The organism is Paucibacter soli (assembly GCF_037482845.1).
Lineage (GTDB): Bacteria > Pseudomonadota > Gammaproteobacteria > Burkholderiales > Burkholderiaceae_C > Paucibacter_B > Paucibacter_B soli.
The window spans coordinates 79,557-96,931 of sequence record NZ_JBBHJW010000004.1 but is presented as its reverse complement, the minus strand read 5'-3'; the positions used below and the strand labels follow the sequence as shown (position 1 = coordinate 96,931).

General features: G+C 71.4%; 13 protein-coding genes. 11 read left to right on the top strand and 2 right to left on the bottom strand.

Features of this window, described 5'->3' with window-relative positions; genetic code table 11:
* Positions 1-91 precede the first annotated feature (91 nt).
* The 3 genes from WG898_RS10280 to WG898_RS10270 are packed head-to-tail and all read left to right on the top strand — an operon-like array spanning position 92 to position 5,521.
* Positions 92-937, top strand: coding sequence for a recombinase RecA (locus WG898_RS10280; RefSeq protein WP_339602692.1), 846 nt, complete (start codon positions 92-94; stop codon positions 935-937).
* Complete coding sequence (locus WG898_RS10275) at positions 876-2,288, top strand: Y-family DNA polymerase (protein WP_339602691.1); 1,413 nt, start codon at positions 876-878, stop codon at positions 2,286-2,288. Before WG898_RS10280 ends, WG898_RS10275 begins: the two co-directional genes overlap by 62 nt.
* Positions 2,285-5,521 (top strand): error-prone DNA polymerase, encoded by a 3,237-nt coding sequence (locus WG898_RS10270; RefSeq protein WP_339602690.1) that lies wholly within the window; start codon positions 2,285-2,287, stop codon positions 5,519-5,521. Before WG898_RS10275 ends, WG898_RS10270 begins: the two co-directional genes overlap by 4 nt.
* A gap of 10 nt (positions 5,522-5,531) precedes the next feature.
* Here the strand turns inward: WG898_RS10270 and WG898_RS10265 are convergent, their stop codons facing one another.
* Positions 5,532-6,215, bottom strand: coding sequence for a hypothetical protein (locus WG898_RS10265; RefSeq protein WP_339602689.1), 684 nt, complete (start codon positions 6,213-6,215; stop codon positions 5,532-5,534).
* Positions 6,216-6,289: 74 nt separating this feature from the next.
* On the opposite strand from WG898_RS10265, the gene WG898_RS10260 reads away from it, so the two are divergent.
* The 8 genes from WG898_RS10260 (at position 6,290) to WG898_RS10225 (ending at position 15,410) form a co-directional block, all read left to right on the top strand.
* Positions 6,290-7,504 (top strand): S41 family peptidase, encoded by a 1,215-nt coding sequence (locus tag WG898_RS10260; RefSeq protein WP_339602688.1) that lies wholly within the window; start codon positions 6,290-6,292, stop codon positions 7,502-7,504.
* Complete coding sequence (locus WG898_RS10255) at positions 7,501-8,391, top strand: EamA family transporter (protein WP_339602687.1); 891 nt, start codon at positions 7,501-7,503, stop codon at positions 8,389-8,391. Before WG898_RS10260 ends, WG898_RS10255 begins: the two co-directional genes overlap by 4 nt.
* A 148-nt stretch (positions 8,392-8,539) precedes the next feature.
* A complete protein-coding gene (locus tag WG898_RS10250) occupies positions 8,540-9,532 on the top strand; it encodes a hypothetical protein (protein WP_339602686.1) in 993 nt (330 codons plus the stop codon).
* A gap of 39 nt (positions 9,533-9,571) precedes the next feature.
* Positions 9,572-10,075: a hypothetical protein gene (locus WG898_RS10245; protein WP_339602685.1), complete on the top strand. Its 504-nt coding sequence runs from the start codon at positions 9,572-9,574 to the stop codon at positions 10,073-10,075.
* Positions 10,076-10,139: 64 nt separating this feature from the next.
* The gene (locus WG898_RS10240) at positions 10,140-11,867 is read left to right on the top strand and encodes a PHA/PHB synthase family protein (protein WP_339602684.1); all 1,728 of its coding nucleotides are present in this window, start codon (positions 10,140-10,142) and stop codon (positions 11,865-11,867) included.
* A gap of 33 nt (positions 11,868-11,900) precedes the next feature.
* The gene (locus tag WG898_RS10235) at positions 11,901-13,925 is read left to right on the top strand and encodes a S9 family peptidase (protein ID WP_339602683.1); all 2,025 of its coding nucleotides are present in this window, start codon (positions 11,901-11,903) and stop codon (positions 13,923-13,925) included.
* 92 nt (positions 13,926-14,017) lie between these two features.
* A complete protein-coding gene (locus WG898_RS10230; protein WP_339602682.1) occupies positions 14,018-14,554 on the top strand; it encodes a hemerythrin domain-containing protein in 537 nt (178 codons plus the stop codon).
* A gap of 22 nt (positions 14,555-14,576) precedes the next feature.
* Positions 14,577-15,410, top strand: a complete 834-nt coding sequence (locus tag WG898_RS10225; RefSeq protein ID WP_339602681.1) for a PA4780 family RIO1-like protein kinase — start codon at positions 14,577-14,579, stop codon at positions 15,408-15,410.
* Here WG898_RS10225 and WG898_RS10220 read toward each other — a convergent pair.
* Complete coding sequence (locus WG898_RS10220) at positions 15,407-17,356, bottom strand: sigma-54-dependent Fis family transcriptional regulator (RefSeq protein ID WP_339602680.1); 1,950 nt, start codon at positions 17,354-17,356, stop codon at positions 15,407-15,409. The two genes, WG898_RS10225 and WG898_RS10220, sit on opposite strands and share 4 nt — an antisense overlap.
* Between the last annotated feature and the right edge of the window lie 19 nt (positions 17,357-17,375).

Here is a 17,375-nt window from a genome sequence, read left to right as displayed (position 1 = left end):
GGCCTTGGGGGCCTGTGCGCGCAGCGGATGCCGCGTTCAGATGCTGGCGAGCGGCTGTCGATTGCATATACTGTGTTTTTGTACAGCTATCATGCCAACCACCGCTCCCGCCGCCGATCCCGGCCACGCCGCCCTGCTGGCCGATGCGCGGCTGTGGCGCGCCACCAGCCTGGGCGCCAGCGCCAACCCCTGCATCGCCAGCGGCTTCGCTGCCCTGGACGCCCAGCTGCCCGGCGGTGGCTGGCCCACGCGCATGCTCAGCGAGATCCTGCAGCCCCAGGCCGGGCTGTGCGAATGGCGCTTGCTGGGGCCGGCACTGGGCCGGCTGCTGCTGCAGCAACAACAACAACAACAAGCCCCGCAGCCCACGCGCCGCCGGCCCGCCACGCCGGCACCCGCGGCGCGCCCCCCGCTCTTGCTGGTGAACCCGCCGCAGCAGCCCCATCTGCCGGGCTTGCGCGCGCATGGCATCGCGCCGCAGCAACTGGTCTGGGTCGCGCCCGCCAATGCCTTGCAGGCGCTCTGGGCCACCGAGCAGGCCATCAAGGCGAATGCCGCCGGCGCCGTGCTGGCCTGGCTGCCCGAGGCCGGGCCGGCGCAGATACGCCGCCTGCAGGCCGCGGCCCTGGGCTCGGCGGCGCCGGTGTTCCTGTTCCGGCCGCTGGCGGTGCAAGCCCAGTCCTCGGCCGCGCCGCTGCGCCTGATCCTCAAGCCCGGCGCCGACTGGAGTCTGGAGTTGCTGATCCTCAAGCGCCGCGGGCCGGCGCACGCCCAGGCGCTGCGGCTGGACGCCCTGCCGGCCGAGCTGGCCGGGCTGCTGGCCCCTCGACATCTGCGGCCCGCCACCCCTGTCACCGCTCCCAAGGAGCCCCACCATGAGCCCACCCCCGCTGTACTGGCTCGCCCTGCTGCTCGCGCCGCCAGCAGCCTGCAGTGACCCGGCCGCGCGGCAGACCCTGGCCTGGTGGTGCCTGCAGTTCACGCCGCGCGTGGCCCTGCTGGAGGACCATGCGGTGCTGCTGGAGCTGGGCGCCAGCCTGCGCCTGTTCGGCGGCCTGCGCGCCCTGCACCGGCGCGTGCTGCAGGAAGGCCCGGCCTACGGCGTGCAGGCCCTGGCCTGGGCCCCTACCAGCCTGGCCGCGCTGGCGCTGGCGCGTACCGTCAGCCCCTCGCCCGCGGGTACGCGAGCGGCCCCCCGAGGGGGCCAAGTCGTTCTTGGGAGCGGCCCGGCGAACGACTTGCAGGCCCTCGCCGGCCTCACGCAAGACCTGACCCCGCTGCTGGACGGCCTGCCGCTGGACAGTCTCAGCGCGGTGGCCGCGCACGCGCCCATGCTGGCGCGGCTGGGCTGCCAGCGCCTGGGGCAGGTGCGCGCGCTGCCGCGCGGGCCCATGGCGCGGCGCTTTGGCGCGGCCCTGCTGCAGGCGCTGGACCAGGCCTATGGCCGGGCCCCCGAGGCCCATGCCTGGGTGGTGGCGCCCGAGCAGTTCCAGGCGCGGTTGGAGCTGCCCTGGCGCATCGATAACGCGCCGGCGCTGAGCCATTACGTCGAGCTGCTGCTGCGCCAGCTCTGCGCCTGGCTGGCGGCGCGGCATGCCGGCGTCAAGCGGCTCACGCTCGCCTGGCAGCACGACGCGATGCGCGCGCGCGAGGCCGGCAGCGGCGGCGCGCTGAGCCTGGGCACGGCCGACACCACGCGCGATTTCGCTCACCTTTCTCGCCTGATGCGCGAGCATCTGGCCCAGCTGACGCTGCAGGCCCCGGTGGGCGAGCTGCAGCTGCGCGCCGACGAGGTGCTGGCCCTGCAGGAGCTGAGCGCCTCGCTGCTGCCGGACGCGCCCGAACAGGCCAGGGAGCCGCTCAACCAGCTGCTGGAACGCATGGCGGTGCGCCTGGGCCCCGAGCGCGTGCGCCGCGTCCGCCTGCGCGAGGACCATAGGCCCGAGTGCATGCAGGACTGGCTGGCCTGGGGCCAGGTCTTGCCCCCGGACAAGGTGCGGCCGGCCCTGCAGCCCCAGCCCAGCTGGCTGCTAGAGCCGCCGCTGGCGCTCAAGACGCGCCGCGATCATCAACCGCTGCACCAGGGCCGGCCGCTGCAGCTGCTGGCCGGGCCGCAGCGCATCGAGGGCGGCTGGTGGGGCGGGCGCGCCGCGGATCCGCAACAGGTGCAGCGCGACTATTTCCTCGCCCGCAGCCCCAGCAGCGGCCAGAGCGGCCTGCTGTGGATTTACCAGGAACGCCTGTCCGTCGACGAGCAGCGCTGGTTTCTGCATGGGGTGTTCGCATGAACAGCCCAACGCGCGGACCGGGGGGCTACGCTGAACTCCACTGCTTGAGCAACTTCAGCTTTCTGCGCGGCGCCTCCGACCCCGAGGAGCTGGTGCGGCGCGCCCACGATCAGGGTTATGCCGCCATCGCCATCACCGACGAATGCTCGCTGGCCGGGGTGGTACGCGCGCATATGGGCCTGAAGCGCCTGATGGGCGAGCGGCCCGAGCTGGACCCCGAGCTGGAGCTGCCCCAGCTCATCATCGGCAGCGAGTTCCTGGTGCGCGACGGTGATGATGAAGATGATGACGGCGAGGCGCCGCTCTTCAAGCTGGTGCTCTTGGCCCCGCAGCGCGAGGCCTATGGCAACCTGAGCCAGTTCATCACCGATCTGCGCCGCGCCTCCCCCACCAAGGGCCAGTACCGGCTGCATTGGCCGCAGCTGCGCGCCGCCAGCCAGGAGGGTGGGCTGGACGGCTTGCTGCTGATCCTGCTGCCGCTGCGCACCAGCAGCGATGCGGCGCTGCTGGAACAGGCGCGCTGGCTGCTGGGCGCCTTCGCAGGCCGTGCCTGGATAGGCGTGGAGCTGCTCAGCGAACTCTCCGACGAGCGCTGGTTGCAACGCCTGCGCGCGCTCTCGCAAGCCACCGAGATTCCACTGGTGGCCACGGGCGATGTCCACATGCATGTGCGCTCGCGCAAGCCGCTGCAGGATGTGATGACAGCCACGCGCCTGGGCAAACCCATCCACGCCTGCGGCCTGGAGCTGCAGCCCAATGCCGAACGCCATCTGCGCAGCCGCCTGCGCCTGGCCCAGGTCTACCCGCCCGACTTGCTGGCCGAGACCCTGAAGATCGCCGCGCGCTGCCATTTCACGCTCGACGAACTGCGCTACCAATACCCCAGCGAGGTCATCCCCGCCGGCGAAACGCCCAGCAGCTATCTGCGCCGCCTCACCTTCGAGGGCATGGCCAGGCGCTGGCCCGCGGATGGCGGCGCCGCCTGGCTGGCGCGCGTCGAGCATGAGCTGGCGCTGATCGCCGAGCTGCGCTACGAGCATTACTTCCTCACCGTGGCCGACATCGTGCGCTTCGCGCGCGCGCAGGGCATCCTCTGCCAGGGGCGCGGCTCGGCCGCCAACTCGGTGGTCTGCTACTGCCTGGAGATCACCGCGGTGAACCCGGCCGAGAGCACCCTGCTGTTCGAGCGCTTCATCAGCCGCGAACGCAACGAGCCGCCCGATATCGACGTGGACTTCGAGCATGAGCGCCGCGAGCAGGTGATCCAGTACCTCTACCAGCGCTACGGCCGCCACCGCGCCGCCCTCACCGCCGTGGTGATCGCCTACCGCGCGCGCAGCGCGCTGCGCGACGTGGGCCGCGCGCTGGACTTCGACGAGGCCTTGCTGGAAAAGCTTGCCAAGGATCATTCGGGCTGGAGCGAGGACATCCTGCCGCCCGAGCGCTTCGCGCAGCTGCAGGCCCAGCATGGCTTCGATGCCGAGGATGTGAAGCTGCAGCAGCTCATCACCCTCTCGCGCCAGCTGATGGGCATGCCGCGCCACCTCAGCCAGCATGTGGGCGGCTTCGTGCTTACCGAGGGGCCGCTCTCGCGCCTGGTGCCGATCGAGAACGCCACCATGAAGGAACGCAGCGTGATCGAGTGGGACAAGGACGATCTCGACGCCCTCAATCTGCTCAAGGTCGACGTGCTGGCCCTGGGCATGCTCAGCGCGCTGCGGCGCTGCTACGAGATGGTGAACCGCCTGCGCGGCAGCACGCTCGATCTGGCCACCACGCCGCAGGACGACGCGCCCACCTACGACATGATCTGCGCCGCCGACACCGTGGGCACCTTCCAGATCGAGAGCCGCGCGCAGATGTCGATGCTGCCGCGCCTCAAGCCGCGCAAGTTCTACGACCTGGTGATCGAGGTGGCGATCGTGCGCCCCGGCCCGATCGAGGGCGGCATGGTGCATCCCTATCTGGAGAACCGCGCCAAGCATCCGGACGATGTCATCTACCCCAGCGAGGCCTTGAAGGCAGCACTGCAGCGCACCTGCGGCATCCCGATCTTCCAGGAGCAGGTGATGCAGGTGGCGATGATCGCGGCCGGCTTCACGCCCGGCGAGGCCGACCAGCTGCGCCGCGCCATGGCCGCCTGGAAACGCCCCGGCGACCTGGGGCGCTTCCACGCCAAGATCCTTGACGGCATGCGCGCGCGCGGCTACCGCGACGAGTTCGCCGAATCCATCTTCAAGCAGATCAAGGGCTTTGCCTCCTACGGCTTCCCCGAATCGCATGCCGCCAGCTTTGCCCTGCTCACCTATGTGAGCTGCTGGCTGAAAAAGCACGAGCCGGCGGCCTTTCTGTGCGCGCTCTTGAACTCGCAGCCGCTGGGCTTCTACACCCCGGCCCAGCTGGTGCAGGACGCGCGCCGCCATGGCGTCGAGGTGCTGCCGGCGGATGTGAGCTTCAGCGGGGTGGACAGCCATCTGACGCCCGAGGTGCTGGGCGACGATGCCGCACTGGCCCAGCCCGCCGTGCGCCTGGGCCTGCGCCTGGTGCATGGGCTGGCGGATGCGGCGGCCGAGCGCATCGTGGCGGCGCGCGATCCGGCCCAGGGAGGAGCACCCTTCAGCCATGCGCAAGACCTGGCCCTGCGCGCCGCGCTGGACCAGCGCGAGATGCAGCTGCTGGCCGCCGCCGATGCGCTCGCCTCGCTCAGCGGCCACCGCCGCCAGCAGGTCTGGCAGGCCTCGGCGCTGCACCGCCTGCCGCCACTGTTGCGCGGCAGCCTGCCGGCCGAGGACGAGCTGGCCTTGCCCGCCGCGCCCGAGGGCGAGGAGGTGCTGTGGGACTATGCGTCGCTGGGCCTGACCCTGCGCAGCCATCCGCTGGCGCTGCTGCGCGCACGCCTGGCCCGGCGCGGGCTGCAGAGCTCGGCCGAGCTGCAGGACTGCAAGAGCGGCCGCAGCGCGCATACCTGCGGCCTGGTGACGGTGCGCCAGCGCCCGCAGACCGCCAAGGGCACGCTCTTCATCAGCCTGGAAGACGAGGCCGGCAGCGTGCAGGTGATCGTCTGGCCCGACATCTACAAGGCCCACCGCGCCACCATCCTGGCCGCGCGCCTGCTGGTGGTGCATGGCCGCTGGCAGCACGAGAACGGCGTACGCAACCTGATCGCCCAGCGTTTCGAGGACCTCACGCCCTGGCTGGGGCGGCTGGGGGTGGGGAGCCGGGATTTCCGCTGAGGTCTTCCTCTTAAGGCCGTGCCCCCGCATTCGCCGCCCGGCAACGCTGCACATCGCAGGCGGTAGGCAAAAGCGCGCGGTACTCCACCCCCTTGGCCAGGCGCGCGCCGTCGCGGATGCTGCATTGCTCGCCCTGCGCGCCGGTGTAGTAGGACATCACGTCCACGCAGCGCTTTGAATGCGCCATCACGCCGAACAGATGGCCCATCTCGTGCGAGATCACCATCTGCAGGGTTTGCTCGGCCGGGTGGCCGGGGTTGCGCTCGTGCAGCAACTCGAAGGCCGCCGGGCCCAGCGCGAGTGTGCGCTGGCTCAGGTTCGCCAGGCCGAAGTTGCGCGCCGCGCCCTGCTCGTTCCACTGCACCAGCACCGCACCCTGGCGCCAGGCGTTCTGCGGGTGTTCGCCGCGCAACAGCCGCGCCGGCACGCCGCAGCCGGCCCAGCCCTGCAGCGCCTGCTCCAGCGCCCGTTCCACCTGCGCCGCACTGAACCAGTAAGGTGCCTTGCGGTGCGTGTAGACGAACAGCAGCGGGGTGGCGATGGCGGGGCGGTCCGCACCGTCGCCCCAGGTGCTGATCTCGCCGGGGCGGCATTCGGCGATCTCCTCGTCGCGCAGGCTGGCCGGCGCGGCCCGCAGCAAGGGCGGGCCGAGCAGCAGAACCGTGAGCAGACACCCTCTGAGCCGCAGCGACATGCCGCACATTGGACCAGAGGACCAGAGGCTGCCGGCGAACTCTGGGAAACTACACGGCCTTCCGAGTCCATGCGATGAAATTACTGCCCCCCATCTGCCTGGCCCTGCTGCTGGCCGGCGCTGCGCCCACCGGTCTGGCGCAACCAGCCCCTGTCGCCAAGGTCGAACCCGGCAAACCCATCACCCCGGCCGATCTGAAACCGCTGGCGGCCGCGCTCAATCTGCTGCGCGAGGGCCTGGCCACGCCGCCAAGCCAGGAGCAGATGCTGCAGGCTGCCCTGCGCGGTGTGCTGCGCGAGGCCGATCCCGACGGCGCCTACCTGAGCCCCGAGGAAGTCAAGAACCTGCGCGAGCGCAGCACGGCCCAGGCCGTCGGCGTTGGGCTGAGCTTGGCCGAGCGCCAGCAGCGCCTGGTGGTCGCCGCCACGGTGGAAGGCGGGCCGGCCGAACTGGCCGGCGTGCGCCGGGGCGATGTGCTGCTGGCGCTGGACGGCCAGAGCGTCGCCGGCTTGCGCAGCGACACGATCACCCGGCAGCTGCGCGGCGCCGCCGGCAGCGAGCTGCAGCTGCTGCTGCAACGCGGCCAGGAGCCCGCGCCGCGCGAGCTCCGCCTGCAGCGTGCCGTGCTGCAGAACGCCGGCGTTACGCTGCGCATGCCCGAACCCGGCCTGCTGCTGCTGCGCGTGCCCATGCTGAACGACAAGACCGTGCAGGAGAGCGCCACCCTGCTGCGCGCGCAATGGCAGGCCCAGCCGGTGCGCGGCATGCTGATGGACCTGCGCGGCAACCCGGGCGGCCTGCTGAGTGCCGCCATGGGCCTGGCGACCATGCTGCTGCCCAAGGGCGAGCTGATCGGCCGCACCGTGGGCAGCAGCCCCGACAGCCTGCAAGAGTACCGTGCCGAGGCCGCGCGTGCGACGGCCGACCCGCTGCAAGGCCTGCCGCCGGCGCTGAAGTCCCTGCCGCTGCTGGTGCTGGTGGACGAAGGCAGCGCCTCCGGTGCCGAAATGCTCGCAGCTGCCTTGCAAGAACATGGCCGCGCGCGTCTGGCCGGCCACAAGACCGAAGGCCGCGGCAGCATCCAGAAGCTGCAACTGCTGAGCGAACGTGGCGACGCCATCAAGTACACCAGCGCCTACTGGGAAACGCCCAAGGGCAAGCGCCTGCACGGCGTGGGCCTGCAGCCGGACCTGCCGCTGGAAGCGGCCACCGCGCAGGAAGAACTGCAGCAGGCCCTGGCCTTGCTGCGCCGCCAGGTCCAGGGCGGTGGCGGCGCTGCCAGCCGATGAGCCCGCTCGCCCTCGCCCTCGTCGTCACCGCCGCCCTCTGCCACGCCGCCTGGAACCTGATCGCCAAGAAGGCCGGCGGCGGCCAGGCCCTGGTGCTGCTGATCGCCCTGCTCGTCGTCGTGCTGTGGGCGCCGCTGCTGCCCTGGCTGGAGCTGGAACAGGTCGTGAACTGGGGCTGGAAGGAGTTGCTGGTGCTGGCCGCCAGCGCCGGGCTGCACGTCGTCTACTACCACTGCCTGATGCATGGCTATGCGGTGGCCGACCTCAGCGTGGTCTACCCGGTGGCGCGCGGCAGCGGGCCCTTGCTGAGTTCGGCCGGCGCCCTGCTGCTGCTGTCCGAGCGCCTGAGCCTGCTGGGCGCCTTGGGCGCGCTGGGCGTGGTGGGCGGGGTGTTCCTGATCGCGGGCGGCCCGGCCATGCTGGGCGGCGGCCGCGCGCAGCCGAGCGAGCAGCGTCGGCGCGTGCGCCAGGGCCTGCTGTGGGGCGCGCTCACCGGCGCCTGCATTGCCGGCTACACCCTGGTCGATGGCTATGCGGTCAAGGTGCTGGCGATCGCGCCGGCGCTGGCCTATTTCGCCAACAACCTCCTGCGCGTGCCGCTGCAGCTGCCCCTGCTGGCGCCGGCCCGGCGCGCCGCCACGCTGGCGGTCTGGCGCACGCGCTGGCGGGCGGCGCTGGCCATCGCGCTGCTCAGCCCGGTCAGCTATGTGCTGGTGCTGCATGCGATGCGCATGGCACCGGTGAGCCATGTGGCGCCGGCGCGCGAGCTCTCGATGCTGTTCGCGGCCATCGCCGGCGGCAGCCTGCTGGGCGAGGGCGATCGCCTGCTGCGCCTGCTGGGCGCCGGCTGCATCGCGCTGGGCGTGGCCGCCCTCGCGCTGGGCTGAACGTGGCAATTTCGTGACAGCTTGCCGCCGCGCAGGCACGGCAAACCCCAGCTCCAGGGTAAACGGCGATTGCCGCCGGCCGAAGTCCGGGCGATACACCGGCTCGGGCGAAATCCGCAACGCCCGCCGATCGACCGAGGAGCACCAGATGATGACGACGGAATTCAAGCGCGCAGCCCTGTTTGGCATTGGCCTGCTGGCCATGGCCTCGTCCATGTGCGCGCAGGCCGGCGGCGGCAGCATCGGCGTCATCCTGCCCGAGAGCTGGCCCAGCAAGGAGCAGGCCGAGGAGATCCGCAACGGCATGCAGCTGGCGCTCAAGACCTGGCCCTCGCAGCCCCTGCCCACCCTGATCGTCAAGGACAGCGGCTGCGACCCCAAAAAGGCCGAGGCCGCCACCAAGGCGCTGATCGAGGCCAAGGTGGATGTGGTGCTGGGCAACTGGTGCGAAATCGGTGGCGGTGCCGAGCTGCTCAGGAGCGCCGGCATCGGCTTCGTCTCCAGCAATGCCGAACGCATCAAGGGCCTGGAGAGCAGCCAGCTGCAGCTCGGCCGGGTGGAGCTGTTCGCGGCCGAGAAGCTGGCCGCCAAGCTGCGCTCGGACACCGGCCTGCGCGTGAGCGCACGCACCAGCTGCTGGATGGATTTCGAGCCCAGCATCTCCGACAAGTACGACGCCGTGCTGTGCCCGGTGCTGGCGATCGACAAGGCGCGCTGGGACCAGGTGGCCGCCACCTACAGCGCCGGCTTCCTCAAGCCCTTCACCGTCTCGGTGGCGCGCGGCTATGCAGCCATGGAAGTGGCACTGTCCTATGTGCGGCGCCTGCGCGCTAGCACCAAGTCCAGCAACGCCATCAAGGACACGCAGGGCATCAACACCTTGTTCGGCCCCCTGCCCGCGCCCGACTCGGCCACCCCCACCGAGGCCATGCAGCTGGTGTTCGCCGCCAAGCTGCCCCGCCTGGCGCCCAAGCAGGCCGCCGCGGTGGACGAGATCGTCAAGAGCAAGGGCTGCGGCGGCAAGGCCACCGGCGCCAAGAGCGGCCCCTGGGCCGAGCAGCCCTTTGTGGTGCGCGGCACCGGCGCCGCGGCGGACTGCGCGGCGCCCATCGTGACGGCCCAGCTCAGCGCCTCGCACTGAGCGCCGGGCCGCGCGGCGGCGCCTACCTACACTGTGGGCATGAGTGAAGAAAAAACCGATTTCCCGCAGGACCCCGACGCCGCCATCTTTGAACCCCGCCTCTGGCGCGACCGCGGCTGGACCGCGCGCGTCATCAAGAACGAGGACGACGAAGGCTGGGCCGTGGCCATGTACAAGGCCGGCGAGGCCGAGCCGGCCCTGGTGGGCCCCTGGACCATGGGGCGCGACAAGAAGAACCCCAAGCCGCTTGACGTGAACGCCTTCAACACCCTGGTGAAGACCGCCAGCGAGGTGATACGCCGCCACGAGCAGGCCCTGCATGCCCAGCTGCACCGCGAGCTCAGGCTGGACAGCGAGGCCGGCCGCCTGCTCGTCACCCTGGACATCGTGCCCGACGAGGAGGCGCCGCATGCGCTGCTGGCGGCCTTCGACGCCGCCGGCGAGCGCCTGGCCCAGGTGCGCGTGGCGCCCGGCTTCAAGCTCAGCCAGGCGAGTGCCGCGGCTTGGGCTGAGAGCGGCTTCGAGCGCCCGCGCTCGGCTTGATGGAGCACAAGCCCGGCTGAGACCGGGCGTTCAAGAATGGGTGGTCGTCACTTGGTGAACGCCCATGACCGAAACCCCCACCCAACGCCTAGACCGCGTGCTGCATGCGGCCGCCGCCCCGCTCACCGGCGGGCTTTCGCCGGTCTCGCTGGCGCTGGCCATGGCCGACTGGGGCTGGCATCTGGGGGTCTCGCCGGGCCGCCAGCTGGAGCTGGCCGCGCTGGCCGCGCAGCTGGGCGCCGACACCCTGCGCCAGCACGATGGCACGGCCGAGGGCGGCGCCGGCGCCCATGACGACGACCCGCGCTTTCGCCACCAGGCCTGGGCCGCCTGGCCCTACAGCCAGCTGCGCGCGGGCTTTCGCAATGCCGAGGCCTTCTGGCGCGAGGCCGCGCGCGTGCCGGGCATGAGCGCCCACCATGCCGAGATGACGCAGTTCTTCGCCAAGCAATGGCTCGCCATGCTGGCGCCGGCCAACTGGCTGCTCAGCAACCCGGTGGTGCTGAACGATGCGATCGAGTCGCAGGGCGCGCACCTGGCCCAGGGCCTGCGGCATTGGCTGGCGGATGCCAGCGGAGCGGCCGCGTCGCCGCCCGCCGGCCAGGTGGGGCGGGTCGGCCAGGACGTGGCCGTCACACCCGGCCAGGTGGTGCACCGCAACCGTCTCATCGAGCTGATCCGCTACGAGGCGCAGACCGACAAGGTGCATGCCGCGCCGGTCTTCATCCTGCCCTCGTGGATCATGAAGTACTACATCCTCGACCTCTCGCCGCATAACTCGCTGGTGCGCTACCTGGTCGGGCAGGGGCATACCGTCTACATGGTGTCCTGGCGCAACCCGGACGCCAGCGACCACGATCTCAGCATGGACGACTACCTGAGCCTGGGCGTGCTGGATGCGCTGCGGGCGATAGGCGCACTCAGCCCCAAGGGCACGGCCGTGCAGGCCGCGGGTTATTGCCTGGGCGGCACCCTGCTGGCGATCGCCGCGGCGGCGCTGGCGCGCGCCGGCAGCGCGCCCCTGCTCGGTTTTCAAGACCTGCCCCCGCTCAAGACCCTGACGCTGCTGGCCGCGCAGACCGATTTCTCCGAGCCCGGCGAGCTGGGCCTGTTCATCGACGAGAGCCAGATCGGCCTGCTCGACAACCTGACGCGCGGCAAGGGCTATCTGAGCGGCAAGCAGATGGCCGCCTCCTTCCAGTTCCTGCATTCGCGCGACCTGGTCTGGACGCGGCGCATGCGCGAGTACCTGATGGGCGAACGCGAGCAGCCCAGCGACCTGATGGCCTGGAATGCCGACGCCACCCGCATGCCCGCGCGCATGCACCACGAGTACCTGACCTCGCTCTACCTGAACAACGCGCTCGCCGCCAGCAGCTACCGCGTCAACAGCCATGCGGTCTCGCTGAGCGAGCTGCGCCTGCCCATCTTCCTGGTGGGCACCGAGCGCGACCATGTCTCGCCCTGGCGCTCGGTCTACAAGCTGCACCACCTCTGCGAGGCCGAGATCACCTTTGCGCTCGCCAGCGGCGGTCACAACGCCGGCATCGTCGCCGAACCCGGCCACCCACAGCGCAGCTATCGCATCGCCAGCCGCCCCGCCCACGGCGCCTGGCTGGATGCCGACGACTGGCTGGCCCAGGCGCGCCCGCACGAGGGCTCCTGGTGGCCCGCCTGGGCGCAATGGCTGGGCCGGCATGGCGGACGCAAGCAGGCCGCTACGCCCATCCCGGCCGAGGCCCGCCTGGCCGACGCACCGGGCAGTTATGTGCTGCAGCGCTACAGCGACTGAGAGGCGCGCCGCAGGCTGGCTTAGCATGCCGGCATGATCCAACGCCTGCTCCTCGCCGCCTGCCTGCTGCTTCCCCAGCTGCCCGCCCGGGCCGATCCCCACATCCTGGGGCCGGCCGACATCGCGCAGTTGCGCGATATCGGCGATGCCCAGATCTCGCCAGACGGCGCCTGGGTGGCCTACACGCTGCGCCGGCAGGACCTCGACAAGGACCAGCCGCTCACCGATCTGTGGATCAGCCGCAGCGACGGCGGCCGCAGCCTGCAGCTGACGCAGGGCGGCGACGTCGAGGGCAAGCCGCGCTGGAGCCCGGACGCGCGCCGCATCGCCTTCCTGGCCAAGCGCGGCGCCGACGAGGCGGCACGCAAGCATGCCCAACTCTGGCAGATCGCGCTGGAGGGCGGCGAGGCCCAGCAGCTCACCAGCCAGAAGACCGGGGTGGCCGATTTCCAATGGGCGCCCGACGGCCGGCGCCTGCTGCTGGTGCTCGACGATGCCGACCCGGCCGACGAGCCCGAGCTACTGGAGGGCTGGAAGCGCAAGACCCGCCCGCCCATCGTGATCGACCGCTTCCACTTCAAGCAGGACCGCGAGGGCTATCTGGGGCCGCAGCGCCAGCACCTCTACCTGTTCGAGCTGGCCGGCGCCAAGCTCACGCAGCTGACGCGCGGCGAGTTCGGCGAGTCCAAACCGGCCTGGTCGCCCGACGGCCGGCAGATCGCCTTCCTCAGCCCGCGCATGGCCGAGCGCGAGCGCAGCGAGGCCACCGGCCTCTATGTGATGGAGGCCCGGCCCGACGCGCCCGCACGTGAGCTGCTCGCCAGCTTCACCACCGACGAGGACGCCTACCCGGCCTGGAGCCCGGATGGACGCCAGCTCGCCGTGCTGATGGGCGACGAGCTGCGCTGGTCGGCCTACCAGCGCTGGCGCCTTGCCACCGTGGCGGCCGCGGGCGGCGCGCCGCGCATCCTGACGCAGGCGCTGGACCGCGGCCTGCAGGCGCGCTTTGCCTGGGCGAGCGACGGCGCCAGCCTCTACGCCAGCGTGGACGACGACGGCGCCGTCTGGCTGGCGCGCATCGGCCTGGACGGCCGCGTCGAGAAACTCAGCGACGGGCGCCGCAGCGTGAGCGGCCTGAGCCTGGCCGCCAAGGACCAGATCGCCCTGCTCGCCAGCACGGCCAAGCAGCCGCCCGAGCTGCAGCTGCTGCGGCCGGCCGCGCCGGGCAGGCTGCTGCCCATCACCCGGCACAACGCCTGGGCCGCCGAGGTGCGCTGGGGGCGCAGCGAGGACTTCGCCTCGCGCAGCGCCGACGGCACCGAGGTGCATGGCCTGATCAGCTACCCGCCCGATTACCTGCCCGGGCGGCGCTACCCCACCCTGCTGCTGATCCATGGCGGGCCCAACGGCCAGGACAGCCACAGCCTGGTGGGCCACGAGCTGCTGCGCGAGGAACTCTGCACCGCCGGCTATGTGGTGCTGCAGGTGAACTACCGGGGCAGCAGCGGCCGTGGCGACGCCTACCAGCGCGCCATCCATGCCGACTGGCTCAACAAGGAGGTGCTGGACCTGCAGGGCGCGGTGGACTGGGCCGTCGCCCAGGGCATCGCCGACCCGGCGCGCCTGGGCGTGGGCGGCTGGAGCTATGGCGGCATCCTCACCAACGCGCTGATCGCCGCCGACACGCGCTTCAAGGCCGCCGTGGCCGGCGCCGGCAGCGCCAACCAGCTGGCCATGTTCGGCACCGACCAGTACGCGGTGCAGTACGAGCACGAGCTGGGCCCGCCCTGGCGCAATCCGGCGCTGTGGCTGAAGCTGTCGGCGCCCTTCTTCAAGGCCGATCGCATCAAGACCCCCACGCTCTTCATGGGCGGCGAGCTCGACTTCAATGTGCCGATCTCGGGCAGCGAGCAGATGTACCTGGCGCTCAAGACCCTGGGTGTGGAGACCCAGCTGGTGATCTACCCCGGTGAGTTCCACAGCATCAGCAAGCCCAGCTACGAGCGCGACATGTCGGCGCGCTTCCGGGCCTGGTTCGACAAGTACCTCATGCCTTGAGCCAGGTCGATGCGCTGACTTGACCCAGCGCAACCCGCACCGGCCGCACAGGCGAAGAATCAAGCTCCGGATCAACCCGCTGGAGTGCTGTCATGGCTGCATTGGTGAAGGGCAAGTCGCGCCCCGCTCGCGATCGCGTCGAACTACTGGACCCGTTCGCGGTGCTCGACCAGACCCACCGCGAGGTGCTGGCCCAGCTGCAGGCGCTGCAGGGGCTGATGCCGCGGCTGGAGGGCTACAAGGTCGACGAAGCCGCGCGCGCGATCGCCCGCGCCGCGGTGGACTTCTTCGGCCACCATGCGCGCCAACACCATGCCGACGAGGAAAAGCGCGTCTTCCCCGATCTGCTGGGCAGCGGCGACGAGGCCCTGCGCCAGCAGGTGCTGCGCCTGCAGCAGGACCATGGCTGGCTGGAGGAGGACTGGCTGGAGCTGGGCCCGATGCTGGCCGAGATCGCCGACGGCCAGGTGGGCGTGGAGCTGGAGAGCCTGCGCCACGCGCTGGAGGTGTTCGCTGCGCTCTACCACGAGCATATTTCGCTGGAGGAAGGCTATATCTATCCCGAGGCCAGGCGTCGCGCCGCCGCCGCGCAGGCGGCGCGCGAAGGCAGGCTCGCCGCGGGCGCCTGAGCGCGCAGCGGACAATGGGGGCATGAAAACACCCCCCAGGCTGCAAGCCTTGATGGAAGAAGGCCTGATCGACGGCGTGCTGCGCCAGCTGATGAGCGGCAAGGAAGCGCAGGTCTATGTGGTGCGCTGCGGCGATGAAACGCGCTGCGCCAAGGTCTACAAGGAAGCGACCCAGCGCAGCTTTCGCCAGGCGGTGGACTACACCGAAAACCGGCGCGTCAAGAACAGCCGCCAGGCGCGCGCCATGGCCAAGGGCACACGCTTTGGCCGCGCCATGCAGGAAGAGGCCTGGCAGAGCGCCGAGGTGGACGCGCTCTACCGCCTCGCCGCCGCCGGCGTGCGCGTGCCGAAGCCCTTCAATTTCTACGAGGGCGTGCTGCTGATGGAGCTGGTGGCCGATGCCGAGGGTGGCGCCGCACCGCGCCTGAACGACGCCAGCTTCACGCCCGACGAGGCGCGCCGCCACCACGCCACGCTGATCGCCGAGGTGGTGCGCATGCTCTGCGCCGGCATCGTGCACGGCGACCTCTCGGAGTTCAACATCCTCCTGGCCGAGGACGGCCCGGTCATCATCGACCTGCCCCAGGCGGTGGACGCCGCTGGCAACAACCACGCCAAGCGCATGCTGCTGCGCGATGTGGAGAACCTGCGCCAGTTCTTCGGCGCCAGCGCGCCCGAGCTGCTGAGCAGCGACTACGGCCACGAGATCTGGGCCCTGTTCGAGCGCGGCCTGCTCAAGCCTGACAGCGTGCTGACGGGCCGCTTCGAGCACAGCCGCAAGGCGGTCAATGTGGGCGAGGTGCTGCGCGAGATCGAGGACGTCAAGGCCGAGCAGGCGCTGCGCCAGCTGCTCTAGCTCGTCACCTGCGCATCCCTGAGCTTGCGATACAGGGTGTTGCGGCTGATGCCCAGGCGCCGCGCCGCCTCGGACAGATTGCCCGCGCAGGCCACCACGGTCTGGCGCACGCTCAGGCGCGCCTGCTCGCGCAGGCCGCCGGGCGCCTCGTCCCCGCCAGGGTCGGGTCTTGCCTGGCGCAGCGCCAGGGCTAAGTCGTCGGGCAGATGCGGCCAGTCTATGAGCTGCTCATGCTCGTCCAGCAGCGCGCAGGCGGTGCGCAGCGCGTTGTGCAGCTGGCGCAGATTGCCGGGCCAGGCATAGGCGCGCAGGGCGGCCAGCAGCTCCGGCTGCACGGCCAGCTCGCGCCCGGGCTGCAGCTCGGCCAGCATGGCCGCGATCAGGGCCGGCAGGTCCTGGCGCTCGCGCAGCGGCGGCAGCCGCAGGGCCAGGCCGTTGATGCGGTAGTAGAGGTCGGCGCGGAAGCGGCCCTGTGCCACCTCGTCGGCGAGCTCGCGGTGGCTGGCCGAGACCAGGCGGAAGTCCACCGCCACCGGCGCGCCGCCACCCAGCGGCAGCACCTCATGCTCCTGCAGCACGCGCAGCAGCCGGCCCTGCAGGTTCAGCGGCATGTCGCCGATTTCGTCGAGAAACAAGGTGCCGCCGGCGGCCTCGCGGATGCGCCCGGGTGCGCCCTCGCGCGCCGCGCCGGTGTAGGCACCCGGCCGGTAGCCAAACAGCTCGGCCTCGATCAGCGCCTCGGGCAGGGCCGCGCAGTTCAGCGCCACCAGCGGCCTCTCGGCACGCGCCGAGCTGGCATGCAGGGCGCGCACGAACAGCTCCTTGCCGACGCCGGACTCGCCCTGCAGCAGCAGCGCGATGGGCTTGTCCATGACGCGGCGGGCGCGCTCCAGCGCGACGCGCAGGGCCGGGTCGCCGCTGTCCAGGCGCGCCAGCGCATCCCGTGGCGGCGCGTGTGACGACGCCTGTAACGACGCGTGTGGCGCGCAAGCAAGCCGCGTGGCCGCCACCAGGCTGCGCCCCGGCTCCAGCCGCAGCCACAAGGGGCTGCCGTCATGGCGGCGCACCAGGCGCGCGGCGGCGCTGGGGCGGCGGCACCAGTCGGCCAGGGTGTCCATGTCCAGCTGCAGCAGCCGCTCGATGCGGCAGGCGGCGATCGCCGTCCAGTCCAGGCCCAGCATCTGCAAGCCGGCGGCATTGGCGCCGCAAAGCCAGCCGTCGTCAGAGAGCGCCAGCAGGCCCTCGGCGCAGGAGCCTATGCCCTCGGGCTGGGCATGCAGGCGCAGGCGCAGGCCGGCGCCATGGCGATGCTCGAACAGGCGCTGCTCGATCATGCCGGCCGCGGTGCGCACCAGGGCCAGGGTGTGGCGGTGATAGCTGCGCCGCTCGCCCGAGATGTCCAGCGCACCCAGCACGGCGCCGGCGGGATCGCGTATCGGCGCGGCGGTGCAGGTGAGGAAGCCGTTGCGCTCCAGATAATGCTCGGCGCCATGCACCACCACCGGCGCGGCATCGGCCAGCGCCGTGCCTATCGCATTCGTGCCGCGCCATTGCTCATGCCAGCTGGCGCCGGGGCGCAGGGCCACGCGCTGAGCGCGGTCCAGAAACGTGGCGTCACCCAGCGCCTGCAAGAGCATGCCTTCGGCATCGGCCAGTATCACCATGCTGTCGCTATCCATGGTCTGCTTGACGAGGAACTCCATCACCGGCCGTGCATGCGCCACCAGCTCGCGCTGCTGCTCCAGTGCCCGCAGCAGCTGGGCCGCCGACGCATGCGGCGCGCCCGGCATGCGGCCCTCGGGCTTCAAGCCAAAGGCGCGGCTGCGCTGCCAGCTGTTCAAGAGCGCCGGGGCGATCAGCCCCTCGGCCACGCTGCCGGCGTCCAGCAGCGTGCGTCGCGCCTGGCGCAGCCTGGCGGCCGGGGTTCGGGATGGCGAGAGCTGCATGCTGGTTTGTCTCCATCGT

What these genes read in the sequence shown, in the direction of transcription:
- WG898_RS10280 (WP_339602692.1), top strand. Translation starts at nt 92, where the DNA reads ATGCCAACCACCGCTCCCGCCGCCGATCCCGGCCACGCCGCCCTGCTG.
- WG898_RS10275 (WP_339602691.1), top strand. Translation starts at nt 876, where the DNA reads ATGAGCCCACCCCCGCTGTACTGGCTCGCCCTGCTGCTCGCGCCGCCA.
- WG898_RS10270 (WP_339602690.1), top strand. Translation starts at nt 2,285, where the DNA reads ATGAACAGCCCAACGCGCGGACCGGGGGGCTACGCTGAACTCCACTGC.
- WG898_RS10265 (WP_339602689.1), bottom strand. Translation starts at nt 6,215, where the DNA reads ATGTCGCTGCGGCTCAGAGGGTGTCTGCTCACGGTTCTGCTGCTCGGC.
- WG898_RS10260 (WP_339602688.1), top strand. Translation starts at nt 6,290, where the DNA reads ATGAAATTACTGCCCCCCATCTGCCTGGCCCTGCTGCTGGCCGGCGCT.
- WG898_RS10255 (WP_339602687.1), top strand. Translation starts at nt 7,501, where the DNA reads ATGAGCCCGCTCGCCCTCGCCCTCGTCGTCACCGCCGCCCTCTGCCAC.
- WG898_RS10250 (WP_339602686.1), top strand. Translation starts at nt 8,540, where the DNA reads ATGATGACGACGGAATTCAAGCGCGCAGCCCTGTTTGGCATTGGCCTG.
- WG898_RS10245 (WP_339602685.1), top strand. Translation starts at nt 9,572, where the DNA reads ATGAGTGAAGAAAAAACCGATTTCCCGCAGGACCCCGACGCCGCCATC.
- WG898_RS10240 (WP_339602684.1), top strand. Translation starts at nt 10,140, where the DNA reads ATGACCGAAACCCCCACCCAACGCCTAGACCGCGTGCTGCATGCGGCC.
- WG898_RS10235 (WP_339602683.1), top strand. Translation starts at nt 11,901, where the DNA reads ATGATCCAACGCCTGCTCCTCGCCGCCTGCCTGCTGCTTCCCCAGCTG.
- WG898_RS10230 (WP_339602682.1), top strand. Translation starts at nt 14,018, where the DNA reads ATGGCTGCATTGGTGAAGGGCAAGTCGCGCCCCGCTCGCGATCGCGTC.
- WG898_RS10225 (WP_339602681.1), top strand. Translation starts at nt 14,577, where the DNA reads ATGAAAACACCCCCCAGGCTGCAAGCCTTGATGGAAGAAGGCCTGATC.
- WG898_RS10220 (WP_339602680.1), bottom strand. Translation starts at nt 17,356, where the DNA reads ATGCAGCTCTCGCCATCCCGAACCCCGGCCGCCAGGCTGCGCCAGGCG.